Annotated in this window: 24 protein-coding genes; 15 read left to right on the top strand and 9 right to left on the bottom strand. The window is 70.0% G+C overall.

Annotation, left to right across the window (positions count from 1 at the left end; genetic code table 11):
• Positions 1-112 precede the first annotated feature (112 nt).
• Positions 113-1,909 (bottom strand): AMP-dependent synthetase/ligase, encoded by a 1,797-nt coding sequence (locus AB0D27_RS19060; RefSeq protein ID WP_362509674.1) that lies wholly within the window; start codon positions 1,907-1,909, stop codon positions 113-115.
• Positions 1,910-2,205: 296 nt separating this feature from the next.
• Here AB0D27_RS19060 and AB0D27_RS19055 point away from each other — a divergent pair, with 296 nt between their 5' ends.
• The 6 genes from AB0D27_RS19055 (at position 2,206) to AB0D27_RS19030 (ending at position 7,541) form a co-directional block, all read left to right on the top strand.
• Entirely contained in the window at positions 2,206-3,003 is a 798-nt protein-coding gene (locus AB0D27_RS19055) for a metallophosphoesterase (RefSeq protein WP_362509671.1), read from the top strand.
• Positions 3,004-3,127: 124 nt separating this feature from the next.
• Positions 3,128-3,568, top strand: coding sequence for an SRPBCC family protein (locus AB0D27_RS19050; protein ID WP_362509668.1), 441 nt, complete (start codon positions 3,128-3,130; stop codon positions 3,566-3,568).
• Positions 3,569-3,728: 160 nt separating this feature from the next.
• Positions 3,729-4,898, top strand: coding sequence for an ArsA-related P-loop ATPase (locus AB0D27_RS19045; protein ID WP_362509666.1), 1,170 nt, complete (start codon positions 3,729-3,731; stop codon positions 4,896-4,898).
• 57 nt (positions 4,899-4,955) lie between these two features.
• Positions 4,956-5,441, top strand: coding sequence for a DUF5304 domain-containing protein (locus tag AB0D27_RS19040; RefSeq protein WP_362509663.1), 486 nt, complete (start codon positions 4,956-4,958; stop codon positions 5,439-5,441).
• A gap of 54 nt (positions 5,442-5,495) precedes the next feature.
• Complete coding sequence (locus AB0D27_RS19035) at positions 5,496-6,449, top strand: ROK family glucokinase (protein ID WP_362509660.1); 954 nt, start codon at positions 5,496-5,498, stop codon at positions 6,447-6,449.
• 327 nt (positions 6,450-6,776) lie between these two features.
• A complete protein-coding gene (locus tag AB0D27_RS19030; protein WP_362509657.1) occupies positions 6,777-7,541 on the top strand; it encodes an endonuclease/exonuclease/phosphatase family protein in 765 nt (254 codons plus the stop codon).
• Between the two features lie 8 nt (positions 7,542-7,549).
• Here AB0D27_RS19030 and AB0D27_RS19025 read toward each other — a convergent pair whose 3' ends face one another.
• Together AB0D27_RS19025 and AB0D27_RS19020 are read right to left on the bottom strand one after the other, a co-directional pair.
• Positions 7,550-8,173, bottom strand: coding sequence for a hypothetical protein (locus AB0D27_RS19025; RefSeq protein ID WP_362509654.1), 624 nt, complete (start codon positions 8,171-8,173; stop codon positions 7,550-7,552).
• Positions 8,166-8,975, bottom strand: a complete 810-nt coding sequence (locus tag AB0D27_RS19020) for an alpha/beta fold hydrolase (protein ID WP_362509651.1) — start codon at positions 8,973-8,975, stop codon at positions 8,166-8,168. Before AB0D27_RS19020 ends, AB0D27_RS19025 begins: the two co-directional genes overlap by 8 nt.
• Positions 8,976-9,134: 159 nt before the next feature.
• Here AB0D27_RS19020 and AB0D27_RS19015 point away from each other — a divergent pair, with 159 nt between their 5' ends.
• The 5 genes from AB0D27_RS19015 (at position 9,135) to AB0D27_RS18995 (ending at position 14,382) form a co-directional block, all read left to right on the top strand.
• Positions 9,135-9,914, top strand: coding sequence for a lysophospholipid acyltransferase family protein (locus AB0D27_RS19015; RefSeq protein WP_362509648.1), 780 nt, complete (start codon positions 9,135-9,137; stop codon positions 9,912-9,914).
• Positions 9,915-9,951: 37 nt separating this feature from the next.
• Positions 9,952-11,175 carry a DUF5931 domain-containing protein gene (locus AB0D27_RS19010; protein WP_362509645.1) on the top strand — a complete coding sequence of 408 codons (1,224 nt, stop codon included), beginning with the start codon at positions 9,952-9,954 and terminating at the stop codon, positions 11,173-11,175.
• A gap of 240 nt (positions 11,176-11,415) precedes the next feature.
• On the top strand, positions 11,416-12,063 hold the full coding sequence (locus AB0D27_RS19005; RefSeq protein WP_362509685.1) for a response regulator transcription factor: 648 nt from the start codon (positions 11,416-11,418) through the stop codon (positions 12,061-12,063).
• Positions 12,064-12,205: 142 nt separating this feature from the next.
• Positions 12,206-13,234, top strand: coding sequence for a 6-phosphofructokinase (locus AB0D27_RS19000; RefSeq protein WP_362509642.1), 1,029 nt, complete (start codon positions 12,206-12,208; stop codon positions 13,232-13,234).
• A 152-nt stretch (positions 13,235-13,386) separates the two neighbouring features.
• Positions 13,387-14,382: a 2-hydroxyacid dehydrogenase gene (locus AB0D27_RS18995; protein WP_362509639.1), complete on the top strand. Its 996-nt coding sequence runs from the start codon at positions 13,387-13,389 to the stop codon at positions 14,380-14,382.
• Here AB0D27_RS18995 and AB0D27_RS18990 read toward each other — a convergent pair.
• Entirely contained in the window at positions 14,334-16,214 is a 1,881-nt protein-coding gene (locus AB0D27_RS18990; RefSeq protein WP_362509636.1) for an anthranilate synthase family protein, read from the bottom strand. The two genes, AB0D27_RS18995 and AB0D27_RS18990, sit on opposite strands and share 49 nt — an antisense overlap.
• 95 nt (positions 16,215-16,309) lie before the next feature.
• Positions 16,310-16,366, bottom strand: a complete 57-nt coding sequence (locus AB0D27_RS18985; RefSeq protein WP_071528813.1) for a trp operon leader peptide — start codon at positions 16,364-16,366, stop codon at positions 16,310-16,312.
• A 52-nt stretch (positions 16,367-16,418) separates the two neighbouring features.
• Between AB0D27_RS18985 and AB0D27_RS18980 the strand changes: the two genes are divergently transcribed.
• The 3 genes from AB0D27_RS18980 to AB0D27_RS18970 all read left to right on the top strand — a co-directional run bounded on the left by AB0D27_RS18980 (position 16,419) and on the right by AB0D27_RS18970 (position 19,630).
• On the top strand, positions 16,419-17,708 hold the full coding sequence (locus tag AB0D27_RS18980) for a glycoside hydrolase domain-containing protein (protein WP_362509633.1): 1,290 nt from the start codon (positions 16,419-16,421) through the stop codon (positions 17,706-17,708).
• 159 nt (positions 17,709-17,867) lie between these two features.
• Positions 17,868-19,220 (top strand): class II 3-deoxy-7-phosphoheptulonate synthase, encoded by a 1,353-nt coding sequence (locus AB0D27_RS18975; protein ID WP_362509630.1) that lies wholly within the window; start codon positions 17,868-17,870, stop codon positions 19,218-19,220.
• 185 nt (positions 19,221-19,405) lie between these two features.
• Positions 19,406-19,630 (top strand): (2Fe-2S)-binding protein, encoded by a 225-nt coding sequence (locus AB0D27_RS18970; protein WP_362509627.1) that lies wholly within the window; start codon positions 19,406-19,408, stop codon positions 19,628-19,630.
• Between the two features lie 8 nt (positions 19,631-19,638).
• On the opposite strand, the gene bfr is transcribed toward AB0D27_RS18970, so the two are convergent.
• Positions 19,639-20,118, bottom strand: coding sequence for a bacterioferritin (gene bfr / locus AB0D27_RS18965; RefSeq protein ID WP_362509624.1), 480 nt, complete (start codon positions 20,116-20,118; stop codon positions 19,639-19,641).
• Positions 20,119-20,273: 155 nt separating this feature from the next.
• On the opposite strand from bfr, the gene AB0D27_RS18960 reads away from it, so the two are divergent.
• Entirely contained in the window at positions 20,274-20,906 is a 633-nt protein-coding gene (locus AB0D27_RS18960; protein ID WP_362509621.1) for a sulfite oxidase-like oxidoreductase, read from the top strand.
• Between the two features lie 17 nt (positions 20,907-20,923).
• On the opposite strand, the gene AB0D27_RS18955 is transcribed toward AB0D27_RS18960, so the two are convergent.
• From AB0D27_RS18955 to pknB, 3 genes are all read right to left on the bottom strand, one after another.
• Positions 20,924-21,394, bottom strand: a complete 471-nt coding sequence (locus tag AB0D27_RS18955; protein ID WP_362509683.1) for a DUF4396 domain-containing protein — start codon at positions 21,392-21,394, stop codon at positions 20,924-20,926.
• Between the two features lie 104 nt (positions 21,395-21,498).
• A complete protein-coding gene (locus tag AB0D27_RS18950; protein ID WP_362509618.1) occupies positions 21,499-22,368 on the bottom strand; it encodes a deoxyribonuclease IV in 870 nt (289 codons plus the stop codon).
• A gap of 376 nt (positions 22,369-22,744) precedes the next feature.
• Complete coding sequence (gene pknB / locus AB0D27_RS18945; RefSeq protein WP_362509615.1) at positions 22,745-24,703, bottom strand: Stk1 family PASTA domain-containing Ser/Thr kinase; 1,959 nt, start codon at positions 24,701-24,703, stop codon at positions 22,745-22,747.
• Positions 24,704-24,751: the final 48 nt, after the last annotated feature.

Genomic DNA, 24,751 nt, shown 5'->3' with positions numbered 1-24,751 from the left:
GTCACAGCCCCGCGCCCCTGTCAGGGGCGCGGGGAACTGCGCGAACAACCACGCACGGCGGGTCGGCCGCAACGAAACCCCCGCCGCTAGGCGGCAGGGCGGTGCTGGGGCGTCAGCCCCGATAAATCGCCTCGATCTCGTCGGCGTAATCCTTCGCCACCACATTCCGCTTCAGCTTCAGCGACGGCGTGAGGTGCCCCGACTCCTCGGAGAACTGGGAGGCGAGGATCCGGAACTTGCGCACGGACTCCGCCTTCGAGACGGCGGCGTTGCCGTCATCGACCGCGTCCTGGATCGCGGCGACCAGGTCCGCGTCCGCACGCAGAGACTCCGCGGTGGAGCCGGCAGGCTTCCCGTGCTCCTCGGCCCAGCGGCCCAGGAACTCCTCGTCGACGGTGACCAGCGCGCCGACGAAGGGGCGCCCGTCGCCGACCACCATGCACTCGGCGACCAGCGCGTGCGCGCGGATACGGTCCTCGATCACGGCCGGGGCCACGTTCTTGCCGCCCGCGGTGACGATGATCTCCTTCTTGCGGCCGGTGATGCGGAGGTAGCCGTCCTCGTCGAGGGTGCCGATGTCACCGGTGTGGAACCAGCCGTCGGCCAGCGCCTCGGCGGTCGCGGCCTCGTTGTTGTAGTACCCCTTGAAGAGGTGCTCGCCGTGCAGCAGCACCTCCCCGTCGTCCGCGATGCGGATCACGGAACCGGGCAGCGGCTGGCCGACCGTACCGATCTTCGTACGGTCCCAGGGGTTGAAGGCGGTGGCGGCGCAGGACTCGGTGAGGCCGTAGCCCTCGAGGACCGTGAAGCCGATGCCGCGGAAGAAGTGGCCGAGGCGCTCGCCGAGCGGGGCACCGCCGGAGATGGCGTACTCGCCGCGACCGCCGAGGACCGCGCGCAGCTTGCTGTAGACGAGCTTGTCGAAGGTCTTGTACTTGATCTTCAGGCCGAGGGGCGGGCCCGAAGGGGTGTCCAGCGCGCGGCTGTACGCGATCGCCGTGTCCGCCGCCTTGTCGAAGATCTTCCCCTTGCCGTCCGCCTGCGCCTTGGCGCGCGCCGAGTTGTACACCTTCTCGAAGACGCGCGGCACACCGAGGATCAGCGTCGGCCGGAACGCGGCCAGTTCGTCGGTGAGGTTCTTGATGTCCGGGACGCAGCCCAGCTTGATCGGCGCCATCATCGGCGCGACCTGCACCAGCCGTCCGAAGACGTGCGCGAGCGGAAGGAAGAGGAGGACGGAACACTCGCCCGTCCGGAACAGCGGGCGCAGTCGCTCCACGATGTTGCCGCACTCGGCGAAGAAGGCGCGGTGGGTGAGGACACAGCCCTTGGGACGGCCGGTGGTGCCGGAGGTGTAGACGATGGTCGCCGGGTCGTCCGCCTTCGCGAGCGAGCTGCGCTCCTCGACGGTGGCGTCGCTGACGTCCTTGCCGAGGCGCCCCAGCTCCTCGACGCCGCCGGCCTCGATCTGCCAGACGTGCTTGAGGGCGGGCAGCCGGTCGCGCACCGACTCCACGGCGGCGGCGTGCGTGTCCAGCTCCACGACACAGGCGGTCGCGCCCGAGTCGCCGAGGATCCACTGCACCTGCTCGGCGGAGCTGGTCTCGTACACCGGCACGGTGATCGCGCCCGCGCTCCAGATGGCGAAGTCGAGCAGCGTCCACTCGTAGCGGGTACGGGACATCAGGCCCACCCGGTCGCCGGGCTGCACGCCCGATGCGATCAGGCCCTTGGCCGCGGCGCGCACCTCGGCGAGGAAGGCGGTGGCGCTGACGTCCGTCCAGGTGCCGCCCACCTTGCGGGCGATGACGGCTACGTCGGGATGCTGCGCGGCGTTTCTGCGGACGATGTCGGTGAGATTTCCGTCCGCAGGGACCTCGTACAAAGCCGGAAGGCTGAACTCGCGCAAGACTGCTGCTCCTCATAGGGCGCCGACGCCACGACTCTGTGTGATGCGACGGTGCGGTCCAAGGCTCGGGCAGGTACTCAAGAGATCACTTGTTGAAATCCTGAGTACGACTGGACTGGCCGGACGTTACCCGCCGGTATGGCTTCTTCGACAGGGGGTCCCGCCGAGATGTTCTGTGCGTCACACGTGTTGGCGTTCCTTCGCGCACAGTAGTCCACGCCTTTCCTGACTTGCCAGTAACCGCAGGTCCGACCGCCTCTATTCACATTTGCCCCACACGCCTACGCTTGATCGTCATGGCACTCACACCGGTCGGTAACCCGAGGACGCGCGTTCATGTGGTCAGTGACGTGCACGGCAACGCCCGGGACCTGGCCAGAGCCGGTGACGGTGCGGACGCCCTGATCTGCCTCGGTGACCTGGTCCTCTTCCTCGACTACGCCGACCACTCGCGCGGCATCTTCCCCGACCTGTTCGGCGTCGGGAACGCCCACCGCATCGTCGAGCTGCGCACCGCCCGCCGCTTCGAGGAGGCGCGCGCGTTCGGCGCCCGGCTGTGGACCGGCATCGGCACCGACCGGGCCGCCGCCATCGAGAAGGCGGTACGCAAGCAGTACGCCGAGATGTTCGCCGCGTTCCCGACACCGACGTACGCGACGTACGGCAATGTCGACATGCCGACGCTGTGGCAGGAGTACGCCGGACCCGGCACAAGGGTGCTCGACGGCGAGCGGGTGGAGATCGGCGGCTGGACCTTCGGCTTCGTCGGGGGCGGCCTGCGCACCCCCATGCGGACGCCCTACGAGATCAGCGACGAGGAGTACGCGGCCAAGGTCGAGGCGGTCGGCGAGGTCGACGTGCTGTGCACGCACATTCCGCCGGAGGTGCCGGAGCTGGTGTACGACACGGTGGCGCGCCGCTTCGAGCGCGGCTCCCGCGCCCTGCTGGACGCGATCCGGCGCACGCGCCCCCGCTACGCGCTCTTCGGTCACGTCCACCAGCCGCTGGTCCGCCGGATGCGGGTCGGGGCGACGGAATGCGTGAATGTGGGCCACTTCGCCGGGTCGGGCAGACCCTGGGTGCTGGAGTGGTGAGCCGGCGTCGGCGGTGAACCCCAGGTGGGGTGATAGCGCCCGGCGCTGTGCGCGGTAGCCTTCACGCTGCACACACGTGCGCACCACCCTCCCTCACCGGACCGCATCTGGAGGAGCCACCGCGATGGCGGAACACACCAGTTCGAGCATCACGATCGAGGCGGCACCGACTGACGTCATGGCGGTGATCGCCGACTTCGCCCGCTACCCGGACTGGACGGGCGAGGTGAAGGAGGCCCAGGTGCTCGTCACGGACGAGCAGGGCCGCGCCGAGCAGGTGCGCCTCGTCATGGACGCCGGCGCCATCAAGGACGACCAGACCCTGGGCTACACCTGGACCGGCGACCACGAGGTCTCCTGGACCCTGGTCAAGTCCCAGATGCTCCGCTCCCTGGACGGCTCCTACCTCCTCAAGCCCGCGGGCGCCGGGGCCACCGAGGTGACCTACCAGCTCACCGTCGACGTCAAGATCCCCATGCTCGGCATGATCAAGCGCAAGGCCGAGAAGGTCATCATCGACCGGGCCCTGGCGGGCCTGAAGAAGCGGGTGGAGTCGGACTCTTAGCCCGCCGGAGATCTTTTGGCCCGTCCGGCGTTTGAGTACGAGCGCGAAGCGCGATACGAGAGTCTGGGGGCGGAGCCCCCAGGGGCGGCTCGCTCCGATTCCGGGCAACCGGGAAGCGCGGGTCCGCCCCGTCGGCGAGGCGCAGGTACCGTTCACCCTCATGCGCACCATCCTGATCACCGGCCAAGGCGGCACCGGCCGTACCACCGTCGCCGCGGCCACCGCGCTGAACGCCGCCCGCCAGGGCACCCGCACCCTGGTGCTCAGCGCCGACCGCACGGACACCCTGGGCGCCGCCCTGGGCGTACCGACAGGCGCGGACCCGGAGGAAGCCGGGCAAAACCTCACCGCCTGGCGCCCCGACGCGGCGGAACGCTTCCGCGACGACCTCACCGCCTTCCAGTCCCGCGCCACCACGGCCCTCGACCTCCTCGGAGCGGCACGCCTGGACGCCGAGGAAGTCACCCCCCTGCCCGGCGCCGAGGAACTCGCGCTGCTCCGCGCCCTGCGCGACGCCGCGATGTCGGAGTCGTACGACCTTCTGGTCGTGGACCTCCCCCCGGCCCCCCAGACTCTCGCCCTCCTCGCCCTCCCCGAGGAACTCCGCCGCTATCTGCGCCGTCTGCTCCCGCCGGAGCGCCAGGCGGCCCGCGCCCTGCGGCCCGTCCTCGGCCGGCTCGCGGGCGTCCAGATGCCCGCGGAGTGGCTGTACGAGACGGCGGCGCGCTGGGACATCGAGCTGGCCGCCGTCCAGGCGGTCGTCGAGGACCGCGCCACGACCGTACGGCTGGTCGCCGAACCGGGACCGGCCGGCAGCGACGCCGTACGCGCCGCCACCACCGCGCTCGCCCTGCGCGGCCTGCCCGTCGACTCCCTGGTCGCGAGCCGTGTCCTGCCGGGCGCCACGAACGACACCTGGCTCGCGGCCCTCGCGGCGCAGCAGCGCAAGGCACTGGAGGAGTGGCGGGAGACGTACGACCTGCACGAAGTCCCGCACCTCGGCCACGACCCGCGCGGCACCGACGATCTCGCCGCGCTCCCCGTGCCCGGCGTCAACGAGACGCCGTCCCCCGTCGAGTGGCCCGTCACCGATCACCTCGCCGACGACGGCGTGCTCGTCTGGCACATCTCGCTCCCCGGCGCGATACGCGAGGAACTGGACCTCATCCGGCGCGGCGACGAACTCGTCGTCAGCGTCGGGCAGTTCCGCAGGATCGTCCCGCTCCCGTCGGCCCTGCGCCGCTGCACCGTGGCGGGCGCGGCGCTGCGCGAGGGCGAGCTGAGGATCCGCTTCGCGCCGGATCCGGATCTGTGGCCACGGACACGATGAACCGCGTACCCCCGTTCGGGTAACGTCGAAGGCACGAATCGTAGGCAGGAGTCCGCCATGAGCGAAGAGCGCCCCACATCCGACGCCGCTCAGGAGGAGACGGCCGACGAGTCGCGCGCCGACGAGGCGCGCGCGACCGACGCCGACGCCTGGGCCAAAGCATGTGCCGAGGATCTCGCGGCGGAGAAGGCCCGCCGCCGGACCCAGTACGGCGCGCAGCCGGGCTCGGCCGCCGAGGAGCTGCGCAAGCTCGTCGACGCCGTCGCCGACAAGCTGTCCGGGCTGCAGTCGCCGCTCTTCGGCGCGGTCGCCTCCGGAACGGCCCAGCAGATGGTCAACCAGGTCGTGCAGCAGGCCAAGGCCGCCGTCGAACCGGTGATAGAGCGCAATCCGGATGTGTTCGATCACCTCGCGGCCGCGGGTTCCGAGCTGCTTGCCGCCTACCGCTCGGCCGTCGAGGCACAGGAGCGGCGCTGGACGACCCCGGGCACCGGCCCTCGCGATGAGGGAACCGGTCCCGGGGAGCGGATTGATTTGGACTAAAGGCCCCTCGGGTACGGTTGGCCATAGCGGGGCTCGACCGAAACTGAGGGATTCATGGGACTCACCATCGGCGTCGATATCGGCGGCACGAAGATCGCGGCCGGTGTGGTCGACGAGGAAGGCAAGATCCTCTCGACGCACAAGGTGCCGACCCCCAGCACGCCGCGGGCCATCGTGGACGCCATCGCCTCCGCCGTGGAGGGCGCGCGCGCCGGTCACGACATCGTCGGGGTGGGCATCGGTGCCGCGGGATACGTGAACCGCCAGCGCTCGACGGTCTACTTCGCGCCGAACATCGACTGGCGGCAGGAGCCGCTCAAGGCCGAGGTCGAAGCCCGGGTGGGCCTGCCGGTCGTCGTCGAGAACGACGCGAACGCGGCGGCCTGGGGCGAGTACAAGTTCGGGGCGGGCAAGGGCCACCGCAACGTCATCTGCATCACCCTGGGCACGGGCCTGGGCGGCGGCATCATCATCGGCAACAAGCTGCGCCGCGGGCATTTCGGGGTGGCCGCCGAGTTCGGGCACATCCGGGTGGTGCCGGACGGTCTGCTGTGCGGGTGCGGTTCGCAGGGGTGCTGGGAGCAGTACGCCTCCGGGCGGGCGCTCGTTCGGTACGCCAAGCAGCGGGCCAACGCGACTCCTGAGAACGCGGAGATCCTGCTGGCGCTGGGCAATGGCACGCCGGACGGGATCGAGGGCAAGCACATCTCGGTGGCCGCGAGGCAGGGTGACCCCGTCGCCGTGGACTCCTATCGTGAGCTGGCCCGGTGGGCCGGTGCGGGCCTGGCTGATCTCGCCTCGCTGTTCGATCCGTCCGCCTTCATCGTCGGCGGCGGGCTGTCCGACGAGGGTGAGCTGGTGCTCGACCCGATCCGTAAGTCGTACAAGCGGTGGCTGGTGGGCGGGAACTGGCGGCCGGTGGCCGATGTCATCGCGGCCCGGCTGGGGAACAAGGCCGGTCTTGTGGGCGCGGCGGACCTGGCCCGGGAGCCGGACCCGATCATGTGACGGCTTTCCGCCGGGGGTGGGGTTCGCCCCGGTCCGGTAGCGGGGTTCGGCCCGGTCCGGTGGCGGAGTCCGCCCCCGGTCCGGTGATGGGTTTCGGCCCGGTCCGGCGGTGAGGTTCGCCCCCGGTCCGGTGGTGGGGCGGGGCCGCGCCGGTACATCCGCCCGCATCCGAACGGATCAGCTGTGGGATGGAAGGGTGCTCTCTTCCTTCGATCCGTTCGGATGCGGGCATTCGATGTACCGGCACGGCCCCTTCCGCCGGTGGGCGGGTGCGGCTTCGTGTCGGTGTGCGGTCGTGGTGGCGTGAGGTGTCGTATGTTGATCGCCATGTCGGCCAGCTCCTTCGTCAGTCCGCTGCCCAACTCCCGTACCGAGGACGATGGTTCGGTCGTGGTTCGGGTGCTCAGTTACAACATCCGGTCGATGCGTGATGACACCGGTGCGCTCGCGCGGGTGATCAGGGCTTGTGAGCCGGACCTTGTGCTGGTTCAGGAGGCGCCGCGGTTCTTTCGGTGGCGCAAGAAGCTGGCTCGGCTGGCTGCGGCCTCGGGGATGATGATCCTCTCGGGGGGTGCCACGGCATCCGGGCCCGCTCTTCTGTGCTCGCTGCGGGCGACCGTCGAACGTACCGAGGACGTGCTGCTCCCGCTCACGCCCGGGCTGCATCGGCGTGGGTTCGCGACGGCCGTGGTGCGGTTCGGGAGCGTCAGGCTCGGTGTGCTCAGCTGTCATCTGAGTCTTCAGAAGGACGAGCGGTACGCGCAGGGGGGCATGCTTCTCGATCGGCTCGCCGGGCTTGGTGTCCCGTATGCCGTGGCGGGGGGCGATCTCAATGAGCGCCCCGGCGGGCGTACGTTCCAGCGCCTTGCTGGTGTTCTTCAGGACGGCTGGGCGACCCGGCCCTGGGGTGCGGAGTACACCTCCACGCCCGTCGACCCGCACCAGCGCATTGACGCGATCTTCGCCACGGAAGGGGTCGAGGTCCTGGGGTGCGGGGTGCCGCTGGGGCTGGCGGGGATCGCCGAGACGGATCTGCGGTCGGCCACGGACCATCTGCCGGTCCTGGCCGCCCTCAGGGTGCCCGCGAGCTGAGGCGGTTGTCAGACCACCGCGCCGCGGCCGGGATCGTCCCCGTCCTCGTCGTCGGTCTTCATGCGCATCACCAGCGTGGCGAAGCCGCCGAGGAAGCCGCCGATGCTGAGGGTGGCCAGCCACCAGGTCATGTCCCAGCCGAGGAGGACGGCCAGCAGCAGCAGGATCGGGCCGCCGATCACGCCGAGCCAGGCGAACTTGGCCGTGGTGTCGGCGGCCGGCAGCGGGGGCGGCTCGGGCGGTACGAAGTGGCCCTCGTCGTCCTCGTCGAAGTCCTCGTCGGTCGACTCGGGCGCCTTGTAGTCGCGCGGGCCGCCGACGCCGGGCGCGAAGGAGACGGAGCCGCCCAGGGGGCCTGCCGCGGCCGGCTTCTCCCCGGACTCCTCCTGCTCCGCGCTCTCGGGCCGGTCGTTCGTCTCCGGGTCGAGCAGCGCCAGGTCCTCGACCGACTTGAACGGTTTTGCGCCGGGCGGGTCCACCGGCTCCTCGCCGTATCCCTCGACGATGGCCTGCCACGCGGCGTCCTCGTCGAAGGCCGCGCCCTGCTCCTCGTCGAGGGACTCCCCGACGGGCTCGCCGACAGGTACGCCCTTCTCCTCGGAATCGCCGCGCTCCGCGTCGTGCTCAGCCACCGGTGGCCGTCCCTTCCTGCTGACTCACCTGACCCGCGCCGGACTCCTTGCCGGCACTGGGTGCGAGCCGGGCGATGAACGCGTAGCTCTCCTCGAAGATCCGGTCCGCGTCGTGGTCCAACGTCGCGACGTGGTAGCTCTGTTCCAGCAGGATCTCCGTCACGTCCATGGACGACACACGGCTGAGGATGCGCGCCGAGTCGGCGGGCGGCACGACATGGTCCTGGGGGCTGTGCAGCAGCAGCATCGGCTGGGTGACCTGGGGCAGCTCGCCGTCGACCAGGCGGTAGAAGATGCGCATCGAGTGCGCCGCGTGCAGCGGCACCTTGTCGTAGCCGACCTCGAGGCCGTCGTCCTTGGCGATGTCGCTCGTGATGCCCTTCGCCGTACGGACGAAGTGCCGCAGCACCGGAAGGGTGTACGCGGCAAGACCGTGCACCTTGTTCGCCGGGTTGACCAGCACGACGCCGCTGATCTCGTCACCGTGCTTGGCCGCCAGGCGCAGCGTCAGGGCGCCGCCCATGGAGAGGCCGAAGACGAACACCTGCGCGCACCGCTCCCTCAGGGCGCGCAGCTCGCGGTCCACCTCCGCGTACCAGTCCTGCCAGCCGGTGAGCTGCATGTCCTCCCAGCGGGTGCCGTGCCCCGGCAGCAGCGGCAGCGCGACGGTCAGACCGCGTCCGGCGAGATACTCCGCCCAGGGGCGCAGCGACTGCGGGGACCCGGTGAAACCGTGGCAGAGGAGGACGCCGACCTCTCCGCCCTCGTGGCGGAACGGCTCGGCTCCAGGAAGGACCGGCACCTTCGGTCTCCTGTTCATGAGAGGGGCGTGAACGAGTCCAGGTGTGGTTCACCGTACGCGACCGCACTGACACCGACCAGGGTCGTCGGCTCCTTTGACGGTGCTCCGGGTTAAGGTCTGAACGACGACACAGGAGGCACTCGGTTGATCTACGGCGCAATGAAGTTTTCCATCGGAGGGCCACTGAAGCTCGCCTTCAGACCCTGGGTGGAAGGCCTCGAGAACATCCCCGCCGAGGGCCCCGCCATTCTGGCGAGCAATCACCTGTCGTTCTCGGACTCGTTCTTCCTGCCCGCGGTCCTCGACCGCAAGGTGACCTTCATCGCGAAGGCCGAGTACTTCACGACGCCCGGTATCAAGGGCCGGATGACCGCCGCCTTCTTCAAGGGCGTCGGCCAGCTCCCGGTCGACCGCTCCGGCGCGCGCGGCGCCGGTGAGGCCGCCATCAAGAGCGGCATCGATGTGCTGGAGCGCGGTGAGTTGTTCGGCATCTACCCGGAGGGCACGCGCTCGCCCGACGGCCGCCTCTACCGTGGCAAACCCGGTGGCCTCGCGCGCGTGGCGCTCGCCTCCGGCGCGCCGGTCATCCCCGTCGCGATGATCGACACCGAGAAGATCCAGCCGCCGGGCAAGGTGATGCCCAAGCTGATGCGCCCGGGCATCCGCATCGGCAAGCCGCTGGACTTCAGCCGTTACAGCGGCATGGAGTCCGACCGTTTCGTGCTCCGCGCGGTGACCGACGAGGTCATGTACGAGATCATGAAGCTCTCCGGCCAGGAGTACGTCGACATATATGCGACGGCCGCCAAGCGGCAGATCGCGGAGGCGGCGAAGGCCGAGAAGGACGCCGAGAAGGCGGCGAAGGCCGCGCTCGCGGAAGCGGAGAAGCAGGCCGCCAAGGAAGCCGAACAGGCGGAGAAGGAACGGTCCGGCTCCTAGACGCGTCCGTCAGGAGTGGTGGGGTGGGTGGGGGGACATGGCCAAGCGCGAGAGAGTCATGAGGATGTCGGTCGAGCAGCCGCTGTGGCGCGCGCTCACCGCGTACCGCGTCCTGACCATGCTGTACGCGGTCGGGCTTTTCGCCACCGCGTACGACAAGTTCGCCCGCCCCTGGGTGGCCATCGCGTTCTACGCGCTGCTGTTCGTCTGGACCCTCGCGACCCTCCCCAGGGTCGCTAACGCGGCCAGCTGCACGAAGCGGTTCCTCACCGCGGACCTCACCATCGCGCTCGTCGGCATCCTGCTCACCCGGGTCGCCGACGCCTCCTCGCGGATAGAGGCCGGTGGCCCGACCCTGCCGTCGATATGGACCGCCGGGTCCGTGCTCGCCTTCGCGATCAAGGGCGGCTGGCGCTGGGCGGCCTTCGCCTCCACCCTCGTCGCCGCCGTCAACATCGTCGAGCGCGGCGCCCCGACCCGCGACACCGTTCACAACGTGATCCTCGTCTGGGTCGCCTCCATCGCCATCGGATACGTCGTCGAGGTCGCCCGCGCCTCCGAGCGCACCCTCGCCCGCGCCCTGGAGATCGAGGCCGCCACCCGCGAACGCGAGCGCCTCGCCCGCGACATCCACGACAGCGTGCTCCAGGTCCTCGCCATGGTGCAGCGGCGCGGCTCCGCGCTCGGCGGCGAGGCGGCCGAGCTGGGCCGGATGGCCGGCGAGCAGGAGGTCGCGCTGCGCACGCTGGTCTCGGGCGGCCTGATCCCCGTGTCCCGGGTGTCCGAGGACGCCGCCCAGGGCGCCCTCGTACGTGCGGTGGAGGAGCCCGACGAGGACGGCCCCGTCGACCTGCGCGCGCTGCTCGCCCCGTACGCCGCCGCCCGAGTGACCTTCTCCGAACCCGGCGCGCCCGTGCCGCTCGACCCGGCCGCCGCCAGGGAACTGGCCGCCGCTGTCGGTGCCGCCCTGGACAATGTCCGCGAGCACGCCGGTGCGGACGCCCGGGCCTGGATCCTGGTCGAGGACGAGCCGGACGCGGTGATCGTGACCGTCCGCGACGACGGCCCCGGCATCCCGGAGGGCCGACTAGCCCAGGCCGAGGGCGAGGGGCGGCTCGGGGTCGCCCTGTCGATCCGCGGCCGGCTGCGCGAGCTGGGCGGCACGGCCGAGCTGATCTCGGTGCCGGGCCAGGGCACAGAAGTCGAGCTGAAGGTACCGAAGGAGCTGAAGGTCTCACGGGGGAAGGCGGTACGGCGATGACGGCGATGACGAGGACAGTGGTCCGGCGATGACGGCGAGGGCGTCCCGGGATGGCGCAGAGGGCGTCCCGGGATGAGGGAGAGGGTGGGGCGGCGATGACGGCGACGGTGGGGCGGCGATGACGGCGAGGGCGTCCCGGGATGACGGAGAGGGCGGGGCGGCGATGACGGCGACGGTGGGGCGGCGATGACGGCGACGACGGAGGCCATGGACGTGCGGGGCGAGGGGCCGATCAAGGTCATGGTGGTCGACGATCACCCCATGTGGCGCGACGCCGTCGCCCGGGACCTGGCCGAGTCCGGCTTCGACGTGGTCGCCACCGCGGGCGACGGCGAGCAGGCCGTGCGCCGCGCCCGGGCCGCAGCGCCCGACGTCCTCGTGCTCGACCTGAATCTGCCCGCCAAGCCGGGCGTCCAGGTCTGCAAGGAGCTGGTCGGCGCGAACCCGGCGCTGCGCGTCCTGGTCCTGTCCGCCAGCGGCGAGCACGCTGACGTCCTGGAGGCGGTGAAGTCCGGCGCCACCGGCTATCTGCTCAAGTCGGCGTCCACCGAGGAGCTGCTCGACGCGGTGCGCCGTACGGCTGTCGGGGACCCGGTATTCACGCCCGGACTCGCGGGCCTGGTCCTCGGCGAGTACCGCCGGCTGGCTTCCGAACCGGCGCCCGCCGCGGGCGCCGACGAGCCCAGGGCCCCGCAGCTCACCGACCGGGAGACCGAGGTGCTCCGGCTGGTGGCCAAGGGCCTGAGCTACAAGCAGATAGCCGAGCGCCTCGTCATCTCCCACCGCACGGTGCAAAACCATGTGCAGAACACCCTGGGCAAGCTCCAGTTGCACAACCGCGTGGAGCTGGTGCGCTACGCCATAGAGCGCGGCCTGGACGAGGCGTAAACCGCCTGATACTCACCTTCGGGTGATATTCACTGATCAACTCCGCGACAATTCACCGGAATTGACCTTCCGCCCCATGCCGAAGTGACCTGGATCACTATTAGCGTGAGTCCATCAGGCAACCGCGGCGAAGGGACTTTCCATGCGGGTCGGAGTACTGACCGGAGGCGGCGACTGCCCCGGGCTCAACGCCGTCATCCGGGGCATCGTCCGTAAGGGCGTGCAGGAGTACGGCTATGACTTCGTCGGCTTCCGGGACGGCTGGCGGGGTCCGCTCGAAGGGGACTCGGTCCGGCTCGACATTCCCGCCGTGCGCGGCATCCTGCCCCGCGGCGGCACCATCCTCGGCTCCTCGCGCACCAACCCCCTCAAGCAGGAGAACGGCATCCGCCGGATCAAGGAGAACCTCGCCAAGCAGGAGGTCGACGCGCTCATCGCGATCGGCGGCGAGGACACCCTGGGGGTCGCGGCGCGGCTCGCCGACGAGTACGGCATCCATGTCATCGGCGTACCGAAGACCATCGACAACGACCTCTCGGCCACCGACTACACCTTCGGCTTCGACACGGCGGTCGGCATCGCGACGGAGGCGATCGACCGCCTCCACACCACCGCCGAGTCGCATATGCGCGTCCTCGTCTGCGAGGTGATGGGCCGTCACGCGGGCTGGATCGCGCTGCACTCCGGACTCGCGGGCGGCGCGAACGTCATCCTCATCCCCGAGCAGCGCTTCGACGTCGACCAGGTCTGCGCCTGGATCACCTCCCGCTTCAAGGCCTCGTACGCCCCGATCGTGGTCGTCGCCGAGGGCGCCATGCCCAAGGACGGCGACATGGTCCTCAAGGACGGCACGCTCGACTCCTTCGGGCACGTCCGGCTCTCCGGCGTCGGCGAGTGGCTGGCCAAGGAGATCGAGAGGCGCACCGGAAAGGAGGCGCGGACCACGGTCCTCGGCCACATCCAGCGCGGTGGCACCCCCAGCGCCTTCGACCGCTGGCTCGCCACCCGCTTCGGCCTGCACGCCATCGAGGCCGTCCGGGACGGCGACTTCGGCAAGATGGTCGCCCTGCGCGGCACGGACATCGTCCGCGTCCCCATCTCCGAGGCCACGGCCAAACTCAAGACCGTCGACCCGAAACTTTACGAGGAGGTCGGCGTCTTCTTCGGCTGACGGCTGACGGCTGACGGCTGACGGCTGACGGCTGACGGCTGACGGCTGACGGCTGACGGCTGACGGCTGACGGCTGACGGCGGATCGCTGCCCGGCGCGCCAGGGTTATGGGCCGTATATTCGGCCCATAACCCTGCAGACCGGGAGGAAGCGTGGAGGTCCTCGCCTTCGGCGTGCAGTCCGACGAGAAGCCCCTGATCGAGAAGGCCTTCGAAGGGCACCACGAAGTCCGCTGCCTGGACGTCTTCCTGAACGAGGACACCGCCCCCATCGCGGCCGGCTACGAGGCCGTCTCCACCAGCGTCAACTGCGCCCTGGGCCACCGCGTCCTGCAGACCCTGGCGGCCGGCGGAAGTCAGCTCATCGCCCAGCGCTCCACCGGCTTCAACAACATCGACCTCAAGGTCGCCGAGCGCCTCGGCATGACCGTCGCCCGGGTCTCCTCCTACTCGCCGCACTCCGTCGCCGAGTTCGCCTGGGCCCTCGGCCTGGCCGTCAACCGCCGGATCGTGCGCGCCGCCACCCGCACCCGCGACTTCGACTTCCGCCTCGACGGGCTGATGGGCCGCGACATGCACGGCCGCACCGCGGGCGTCCTCGGCACCGGCAAGATCGGCGAAGCGTTCAGCCGGATCGCCCACGGCTTCGGCATGAACCTGCTCGGCTGGGACATCGCCCAGAACCCGGCCTGCGTCGAACTCGGCATGAAGTACGTCCCCAAGGAACGCCTCCTCGCCGAGTCCGACCTGGTCACCCTGCACGTACCGCTGATGCCTCAGACTCAGCACCTCATCGACGCCGACGCCCTGCGCGGCATGAAGGACGACGCGATCCTGGTGAACTCCAGCCGGGGCGGCCTGATCGACACCCAGGCCCTCGTCGCCGAACTGCGCGAGGGCCGTTTCACGGGCGTCGGCCTCGACGTGTACGAGGCGGAAGCCGGACTCTTCTTCCTCGACAAGTCCCTCGAAGCCATCGAGGACGACACCCTGGCCCGCCTCGTCACCTTCCCGAACGTCCTGGTCACCTCCCACCAGGCGTACTACACCGAGGACGCCGTCGGCCAGATCGTCGACGCCACGGTCACCAACGTCCTCGACTACACCGAGGGCCGCCGCTCGGAGAACGTGCTGGTGCCCCTCATCTGATCGATCAGTGCCCCCGCGACAGCCGCGCCGTTCAGCGTCAGCACCGACTCCGGGTGGAACTGGACGCCCGCGAACCCGGGACCGCGCATCGCGTGCACCTCGCCGCTGTCGCTCCGGCTGACCTCGATGCCGTGGGCCGCGAGTTCCGCCCCCGTCTCCTCGTCGCAGCGCGCCACAAAGCTGTTGTAGAAGCCGACGGTCTCCGTCCGCCCGAAGAGGTCGATCTCGCTCTGCGCTCCCTGGTACGGCACTTCCTTGCGGACGATCTCCAGGCCCAGCTCGGCCGCGATCAGCTCATGTCCGAGGCAGACACCGAGGACGCCGTGGCGGTGGGTGCGGATGACGTCGGCGGTGAGTTCCCGCAGGAACCGCATCTTGGGGTCCGTCATATCTGAGGGGTCACCGGGCCCGGGGCCCAGGATCAGCGGCCCCTCGTGCCGCGCGACGGCCTCCCCAAGCCCCGGCTCGTCGTAGCGCCGTACGCTCACCTCGAGCCCCGACGACCGCAGCAGATGCGCCAGCATCGCGGTGAAGGTGTCCTCGCCGTCCACGACGAGGGCATGGCCCTCGAGCGCGTCGCCCCGCTCCTGCATCCGCAGCCAGAACGGCGCGAGCGAGGCCCGCCGCCCGTCCAGCGCCGCCCGCACCCGCGGGTCGTCGGCCAGCCTCGGCCGTACGCGCTCCTCGCGCGGCCTCGTCCCCACGACCCCCAGGGCCGCCAGCACGCCCGCCGCCTTGGCGTGCGTCTCGGCGACCTCGCTCGCCGGATCCGATCCCCGTACGAGGGTGGCGCCGACCGGCACCCGCAGCCGCCCGTCGGCGTCGATGTCGGCGGTCCGGATGAGGATGGGGGAGTCGAGGGTCTGTGCTCCGCCCGCGTCCCGTCCCACGAGGGCCAGCGCTCCCGCGTAATAGCCGCGCCCGCCGACCTCGTGCCGCTCGATCACCCGGCACGCGTTCTGCACCGGTGATCCGGTGACGGTCGCCGCGAACATGGTCTCGCGCAGGACGTCCCGCACATCGAGCGAGGACCGGCCCCGCAACTCGTACTCCGTGTGCGCGAGATGGGCCATCTCCTTGAGCCGTGGCCCGATCACCACGCCGCCCATGTCGCCGACCGTGCACATCATCTTGAGCTCCTCGTCGACGACCATCGAGAGCTCCTCGATCTCCTTGCCGTCGGCGAGGAAGGCGAGCAGATCCTCCGGTGTGGGCCCCTCGGCCGGGTAGCGGTAGGTCCCGCTGATCGGGTTCATCACGACAGTGCCGCCCGACATCCGCACATGAACCTCTGGGCTCGCGCCGACGAGCGTGCGGTCCCCGGTGTGCACGACGTATGTCCAGTACGCGCCCCGCTCGCCGACCAGGAGCCGACGGAACAGCGCGAGCGCGTCGGCCCTCCCGAACCCCGGGATCGCACCCTCGTACGTACGCCGGATCACGAAGTTCGCGCCCTCGCCCCGCCCGATCTCCTCGCGGAGCACCCGCCCGACGATCCCGGCGTACTCCTCGTCGTCGACGTCGAAGCTGCCGCCCTCGACGCGCACCTCGTGCGACGGCAGCTGCGAAAGGACCCGCTCCAGCGGGAGTTCGTACGTCTCCTCGGGGGTGAGCACCGCGAGCGGAGTGCCGTCGTCGCGGACGTCGAAACCGCGCTCGCGGATCTGCCGGAAGGGGATGAGCGCCAGGCCCTCGTCGGGGATGTCCGCAAGGGCGTCCACCTCGCGCACCGGGCCGAGCAGCAGCTCCACGACCTCGTGGTGGTGGCCCGGCGTACGGCGGCGCAGCAGGGCGAACGGGCGGGGATCGTCCAGCAGGTCGAGCAGATTCATCGGTCCTGTTCCTTCTCGGTCAGAGAGGAACGACCCCGGGAAACACCGAAGGCCGCCCCTCGGGCGGCCTTTCGCGAAGTCTTGCGTACGCGCAGTCAGTGGGCCGCCGGATGAGCGGTCCACCACCAGTTCTGGGTCGAGTGCGCGAACATGCGCCGCACCTTACCCGACGCCGGGGGACGGGCAACAGCGTGAACCGTTCGCGTGTGGCGTTCGGACCGCGCGGCCACCGGCCATGGATGGCCAGGAAACCCGACCGAGGAGAGAGCCATCCACGCAGCCCATGCACCCCAGCCCCGCCGCCGCGGCGTCCGCGCGCTCACGGTGTTCCTCGCGGTCGCGGCTCTCGCCGCGGGCCCGCTCGGCGCCGCGCACGCGGCCCCGAGCCCCTCCGACTCCGAGGACACCGCACGGGTCGCCTACCGCGGCCACGCGTTCACCGTCCCCGCCTCCTGGCAGGTCGTCGACCTGGAGCGACATCCCGACGCCTGTGTCCGCTTCGACCAGCACGCCGTGTACCTCGGCACGCCGGGCACCCGCCAGAACTGCCCGGCACGCGCCAGGGGACGTACCGAAGCGCTCCTGATCCAGCCGACCCCCGCCCCCGCCGCCGCGAGCGCCGTCACCGAGAACCGCACGACCCGTACGTACCGGGCCACCGCCGACCGGATCGCCGTGACCGCCGCGTATGGATACGACCGCACCCGGATCCAGGACGTCCTGCGCAGCGCCGGGCTGCCCGTCGCCGCTGCGCAGGTCGAGGAGACCACAGAGGTGCCCGCCGCGGCGCCCCTGCCCGCGGACGCGACGTCCTTCCGGGGCGAGGGCTTCGACGCCTGCACCGCGCCGAACCAGTCGGCGATGGACGCCTGGCGGGACGCGTCCGGCTACGGAGCCATCGGCGTCTACATCGGCGGGATCAACCGCGCCTGCGCCCAGACGAACCTCACCGCCGGGTGGGTGCAGACCCAGTACACGCGCGGCTGGCGGTTCTTCCCGCTGTACGTCGGCCGGCAGCCCTCCTCCGACGGCGGCAGTTGCCAGGGCGACTGCGCGGCCATCACCGACCCGAAGCCACAGGGCACCGCGGCCGCCGACGACGCGGCCCACCAGGCCGCCGCCCTCGGCTTCGCCAAGGGCACAGTGATCTACGACGACATGGAGCACTACGAGCCCGGAGGAACCGTGACCTCCCAGGTGCTCGCCTACCTCGACGCCTACACCGAACGCCTGCACGAACTGGGCTATCGCTCCGGCGCGTACGGCAGCACCTCGTCCCTGGTCACCGACCTGGTGGCCGCCCGGAACGACGTCACCCTGCCCGACGTGATCCACTTCGCCCGCTGGAACGGCGAGCCGACCACCTCCGACCCCACGATCCCCGGAACTCTGTGGGCCAAGCACCAGCGGATCCACCAGTACGTGGGCGACACGACCGAGACCCACGGCTATGTGACGATCTCCATCGACCGCGACCGGCTCGACGTGGACTAGGACCTGTCCAGACCTGTCCCAGCCGCGTCCCCTCCGCTCCGCCGGCGGTCGTGCGAACCCGTCGTACGGCCGCCCGCGAGCCCCGCCGATCGAGCGCGGTCCGTCTCACTTGATGAGCAGGTGGATGGACGCTCGACACGACCCCGTAATGTTGTCGAGGTGACCGTGAACGCTAAGTCCAGCGCGAGCGCTGGCAACACCTGGCGAGACCTGCCCGCGGCGCAGCAGCCCGAGTACCCCGATGCCGAGGCTCTGCGCGATGTGATCGCGGACCTCGAGTCGTATCCGCCGCTCGTCTTCGCGGGCGAGTGCGACCAGCTGCGCGCCCGGATGGCGTCCGTCGCCAAGGGAGAGGCGTTCCTCCTCCAGGGCGGCGACTGCGCCGAGGCCTTCGACGGCGTGTCCGCCGACCACATCCGCAACAAGCTCAAGACCCTGCTCCAGATGGGCGCCGTACTCACCTACGCCGCCTCGGTGCCGGTCGTGAAGGTCGGCCGCATCGCCGGCCAGTACTCCAAGCCGCGCTCCAAGGGCACCGAGACCCGCGACGGCGTGACCCTGCCGACGTACCGCGGCGACTCGGTCAACGGCTTCGACTTCGACGAGAAGTCCCGGATCCCGGACCCCGAGCGCCTGAAGCGGATGTACAACGCCTCCGCCTCCACGCTCAACCTGGTGCGCGCCTTCACCACCGGCGGCTACGCCGACCTGCGCCAGGTGCACGCCTGGAACCAGGACTTCGTGAAGTCGTCCCCCTCCGGCCAGCGCTACGAGCAGCTCGCCCGCGAGATCGACAACGCGATGAACTTCATGCGGGCCTGCGGCACCGACCCGGAGGAGTTCAAGACCGTCGAGTTCTTCTCCTCGCACGAGGCGCTGCTGCTGGACTACGAGTCGGCGCTGACCCGGGTCGACTCCCGTACGGGCCAGCTGTACGACGTCTCGGCGCACATGGTGTGGATCGGCGAGCGCACCCGTCAGCTGGACGGCGCGCATATCGAGTTCGCCTCGAAGATCCGCAACCCGATCGGGATCAAGCTGGGCCCGACGACCACGGCCGAGGACGCGCTGCAGTACATCGAGCGCCTCGACCCGGACCGCGAGCCGGGCCGCCTCACCTTCATCGTGCGGATGGGCGCGGACAAGGTCCGCGACAAGCTGCCCGAGCTGGTCGAGAAGGTCACCGCCTCCGGCGCGACCGTCGCCTGGATCACCGACCCGATGCACGGCAACACCTACGAGGCGGCCTCCGGCCACAAGACCCGGCGCTTCGACGACGTGCTCGACGAGGTCAAGGGCTTCTTCGAGGTCCACAAGGGCCTGGGCACGCACCCGGGCGGCATCCATGTCGAACTCACCGGTGACGATGTCACCGAGTGCGTGGGCGGCGGCGACGAGATCTTCGTCGACGACCTGCACCAGCGCTACGAGACGGCCTGCGACCCGCGCCTGAACCGCAGCCAGTCCCTCGACCTGGCCTTCCTGGTGGCCGAGATGTACCGGGACCAGTAGCAGATCAGCGGGGATTCCGCCTGTTACGCGCAGGTGAAGTGGGGCGCGGATCACATACGATCCGCGCCCACGGCACTTTTGCGGTCCTGGCATGGCGGGTAAGGTTAGGTTTGCCTCACCGATCAAGCGGGCATTCGGTCCATCGGTACGGCACGACCTGGAATCCCGTCGGGAGGTGGACCCGCGTGTACGTCTGCAACTGCTTCGGTGTTACCGAGGCGCAGGTGAGGAAGCACGCGGACGACGGTGCCTGCACCCCCCGCCAGATAGCGTCGGCATGCAAGGCCGGCACGGACTGCGGTTCCTGTGTCCGCCGGATCCAGGCCCTGCTGGGCCGGGGTGAGTGCCCCCGCCGTGAGCTGGTGGACCAGGGCAAGCCGGTCCTGGCCGAACTGAACGAAGCGGCCTGAGACGGGCCCTAGCTCTCCGGCTGCTCGATCAGCTGCGCGATGTAGAGCGCCTCGCCGAGTTTCTCGACCAGTTCCAGCTGGGTGTCCAGATAGTCGATGTGGTGCTCCTCGTCCTCGAGGATCGACTCGAAGATGTTCGCGGACGTGATGTCGCCCTTGGCGCGCATCACCTCGATCCCGCGCTTGAGGCGGTCGATCGCCTCGACCTCCACCTGCCGGTCGGCCTGGAACATCTCGGTGAGGGTCTGACCCACCCGGACGTGAAAGAGCCGCTGGTAGTTCGGCAGGCCCTCCAGGAAGAGGATCCGATCGGTGAGCACCTCGGCGTGCTTCATCTCGTCGAACGACTCGTGCCGCGTGTACTTCGCGAGCTTCGTCCAGCCGAAGTTCTCCTGCATCTTCGCGTGCAGGAAGTACTGGTTGATCGCGGTCAGCTCGGCGGTCAGCTGCTCGTTGAGAAATTCGATGACCTCGGGGTCGCCCTGCATCGCAGAGGCTCCTTCCAAGCGGGGGACTGGGCAGGTTGCGCCGCATCTTTGCACCGGCGTACAAGGTCGTCCAGTAAGTGCATGCTTAGTAGGAGTTGCCCGAATCTGACCGAGGCTGGTCATGTGCACTGTCCCGGGTCTGTCAGGATGGAGTCATGGGTCAGCCGGTGGAGCGTGAATCTGGAGAAGCGGCGCAGTCGGAGCTTCCGCCGGGGCAGCGACTTCAGCGCGGCTGGCCGGTCACGCACTACGGGCCCGTACCCAAGTTCCGCCCCGAACGCTGGGAGTTCAGGGTCTTCGGCGCCACCGCCGACGGGGAGAAGCACTGCTGGACCCACGAGGAGTTCACGGCTCTGCCGTACGCCTCGGTCGTGTCCGATCTGCACTGCGTCACCAAGTTCAGCATGATCGGGGCCGAATGGGGCGGCATCCCCGCCCGTACGATCCTCGAGATCGCCCCGCCCGCGCCCACCGTCACCCATGTGATGGTCTGGGCCGAGTACGGATTCAGCTCGAACCTCCGCCTCTCGGACTTCGCCTCCGACCGCACGATCTTCGCCACCCACAAGGACGGCGAGCTGCTGACGGCGGAACACGGCTTCCCGCTCCGCCTCGTCGTCCCCCATCTCTACGCCTGGAAGGGCCCGAAATGGGTCCGCGGCGTCGAGTACATGACCGCCGACCGCCGCGGCTTCTGGGAAGAGCGCGGCTATCACAACGTCGGCGACCCCTGGCGCGAGCAGCGCTACTCCTATCAGGAAGAGCCCGGGGACGGCCCCGAGCTCTGATCCTGTCCTTCGGTGGTTCAGTGGTGGTATTGGTGCACCACCGCGTGCCCCTTGCCGCGGCCGATCGTCCACTTGTTGACCGGCGTGGTGACCACGAAGGCGATCACGAGCGAGACGGCCAGCGAGAACCAGAACAGCGCGTCGGCCAGGCCCGCGTCCATCGCGTCCGGCCACAGCACGATCACGCCGTTGTCGATCAGCTCCATCACGGCGATGGACAGGGTGTCGGCGGCCAGCGCCACCTGGAACGCCGTCCGGAAGTCGACGCCGGCCTTCAGCACCCCGCGCAGCGTGAGCGAGTAGCCGAAGAAGAAGGCCAGCACGATCGCCAGGATCGTCGTGGGCACGTTGCCCCAGCCGAACGCCGTGCCGATGATCATGCCGAGCACCTCGCCGATGGCGCAGCCTGTGAGGCAGTGCAGGGTCGCCTGGGCTGCCATGGACCAGGTGGGCTTGCCCATGCCGATGGCGTGCGCATGCGCGTCCATCTCGCGGTGTGCGTGCGTTTCGTGCTGCATGAGGCCCCCATCGCGGATAACGGTTCCTGTCATCAGACGGGAACCATATACCCCCCAGGGGTATTCCCCACGGCTCAGCCGTCGCGGAGCTTCTTCAAGCGCTCCACGTCCGCGGCGTGTCCTTCCTTCCCACCGGGGGTCTCGATGATCAGGGGTACGCCGTCGGTGGCGGGGTGGGTCATCAGGGCGCGGAACGGGTCCTCGCCTATGTGGCCGGAGCCAATGTTCTCGTGGCGGTCCTTGTGGGCGCCGACCACATCCTTGGAGTCGTTGGCGTGGATCAGCTTGAGTCGCCCCTCGCCGACGGTGTCGACCAGCAGGTCGAGGGTCTGGTGCATGCCGCTCGGTCCGGTGAGGTCGTGGCCCGCCGCGAAGATGTGGCAGGTGTCCAGGCAGACGCCCAGCTTCGGGTGGGCGTCGAGCGCCTCGAAGTAGGGGCCGAAGTCCCAGGTGCGCGAGCAAAGGGAGGCGCCCTGACCGGCCGTCGACTCCAGGAGGAGGAACGGGTCGTCGTCGCGGGTCAGCTCGTCGAGCAGCGGCAGCAGGTGTGCGCGCACCTGCTTGAGGGCCACGGACCGGTCCCGGCCGCCGGTGGCGCTCCCGGTGTGCACGACCACACCCAGGGCGCCGATCTCCCGCCCTCGCCGCAGTGAGTGCCGCAGCGACTCCACCGACTTCTCGACCGTCGCCTCGGTGTGCGAGCCGAAGTTGATCAGATACGGGGCATGGACGTACGCGGGGATCGACTCGGCGGCGCAGGCCGCGCGGAACTCCTCGTCCTGCTTCGGGTTTCCGGCGGGCGTCGCCCAGCCGCGCGGGTTGGCGACGAAGACCTGGACGGTCTCGGCCGCGAGGTCGCGGGCGTAGGTCAGACCGACGGAGTTGAGGCCGCCGGCCACGGGGACATGGCCGCCGACGGGGTTGCGGAGCTGCTTGCTGGTCACGCCGTTCAGGGTGTCACGTGCTTCAGGGTGCCCGGTCGGCGGACCTCCGGGGGGTGCGGACCGCACGGTCGTGTGGATTCCACGGTCCTGTGGATTCCATGGCCACGGCTGTGCGGATTCCACGGCCGCGCGGAGCCTATGGCCGCGCTGACATCGTGGCCACGTGGAGCCGATGGCCGCGCGTGCCGCGTGGAGCCGATGGCCGCGCGTGCCTCGTGGCCGCGCGGAGCCTATGGCCGCGTGGGTCTCGCGGCCGCGCGGAGCCTATGGCCGCGTGGGTCTCGCGGTGGTGCGTGCGTGCCTCGCGGTCGTGCGGATCTCACAGCGGTGAAGCCCGCACAGGCGTGCGGATCTCGCGGCCGTGAAGACCTCTGTCTCAGCGGATCTCGATGGTGATCGTCGAGCCCTTGGGCGCCGTCTCACCGCCGTCCACCGACTGACTCTTGACGTTGTCCCCGAAGAGACCGAGAAGCCCGCGGTCCTCCTCGACCTTGAACCCGGCGTCCTCCAGCGCCTGCTTCGCGTCGTCCACACTGTCGCCCACGACGTCCGGGACCTCGACCATCTCGGGGCCCTTGGAGATCGTCAGCGTCACCGTGTCGCCCGAGGCGGCCTCGCGGCCCGCGCCCGGCGACTGCTCGGCGACCTGGCCCTTGTCGAACTCCGAATTGACCCTCGCGGTGGCGATCTTCACCTTCAGCCCCGAGTCCTCCAGCTCCGCCCTGGCGTCCTCGACGGACGTGCCCGTGACCTCGGGCACCTCCACCGGACTGCCCTTGCTGACAGTGATCGCGATCGCCGATCCGGCGTGCCGCTCGGTGCCCGCGCCCGGTTCCGTGCTGATCACGAACCCCTTGGGGACGTCCTCGCTGAACGCCCGGGTGACCATGCCCGCGGCCAGTCCGTCGCCCTTCAGCACTTCCTTCGCCTTGAACAGCGCGAAGCCCTTCAGGTCGGGCACCTTCACCGTCTCCGGTCCGTTGGAGACCGTCAGCGTCACGGAGGCGTTGTCGCGAATCCGGGCGCCGACCTCTGGGTCGGCGCTGATGACGCTGCCCCGCTTCACGGTGTCGCTGTACGCGTGCTTGACCTGCTTGACGTCGAGACCGGCCTTTGCCAACTGGTCCTCGGCCTGCTTCTCCGTCTTCGACAGGATCGGCGGGACCTTGGTGAACTGTCCGGAGTTGATGTACCAGACGCCGGCGCCGAGCCCCAGCACCAGCACGATGGCGGCGACGATCGCGAGCATCCCGCGCCGCGGGCGCGCGGCGCGCCGCGAGGGAGCGGCCGGCGCGGACGCGAACTGACTGGTCTGCTCGAACTGACCGGTCCGCTCGAACCGACTGGTCCGATCGAGTGCGCCGTCCTCGTCGTCGTTCACGGGCAGCAACCGAGGCACGGACAATGAGTGCGGGATCACACTCGTACGGTCCTCGCCGATGTCGCGGCCGACGGACAGAGCCCCCGGCGGTACCGCGTCGAGCTGCTCGGCCGTCAGCCCGGCCCGCGCCTCCAGTACCCGACCGAGCAGCGCCACCGCGTCGTGCGGGCGCACCTCGGGATTGCGGGCGGTCGCCGTGCCGACCAGCTCGTCGAGCCCGTACGGCAGCCCTGGCACGGTGGCCGACGGCGGCTGTACGTCCGTGTGAAGGTGCTGGTAGAGCACCTGAGCGGGGGAGTCCCCGGAGTGCGGCTTGGCGCCGGTCAGCATCTCGTAGAGGACGACCCCGCAGGCGTAGACGTCGACGCGGGTGTCGGCGGTGCCGTGCTCGATCTGCTCGGGGGCGAGGTAGGACACGGTGCCGAGGACGGCCCCGGTCGTGTTCGTCACCGTGTCCACGGCCCGTACGAGACCGAAGTCGGCCACCTTGACCCGTCCGTCATCCCCTATGAGGACGTTCTCCGGCTTCATGTCGCGGTGCACGAACCCGGCCCGGTGCGCGGCGCCGAGCGCGGCGAGCACCGGCTCGAGGATGTCGAGCGCGGCCCGCGGCTGCAGGGCGCCGCGCTCGCGCAGTACGTCGCGCAGGGTGCACCCGGCGACGTACTCCATGGCCAGGTAGACGTACGACCCGTCCGCCCCCTGGTCGAAGACCTGCACCACATTGGGGTGGGCGAGCCGTGCCACCGACTTGGCCTCGCGGATGAACCGCTCGACGAACGAGCCGTCGGCGGCCAGCGTCGGGTGCATCACCTTGAGCGCGAGCACGCGGTCGAGGCGGGTGTCCAGGGCCCTGTAGACCGTGGCCATCCCGCCGACCGCTATCCGTGCGTCAACGCGATAGCGGCCGTCGAGCACCTGCCCGACAAGCGGGTCCTGAAGGGTCGTATCCACGCAGGTGAGTGTACGAGCCGCCACTGTCACGCGCCCCGTTCAGCCGAT

The organism is Streptomyces sp. NPDC048415, assembly GCF_040651675.1.
GTDB lineage: Bacteria > Actinomycetota > Actinomycetes > Streptomycetales > Streptomycetaceae > Streptomyces.
Note: the sequence above shows the minus strand (reverse complement) of the source record. Positions and strands in the feature narration are given on the sequence as shown.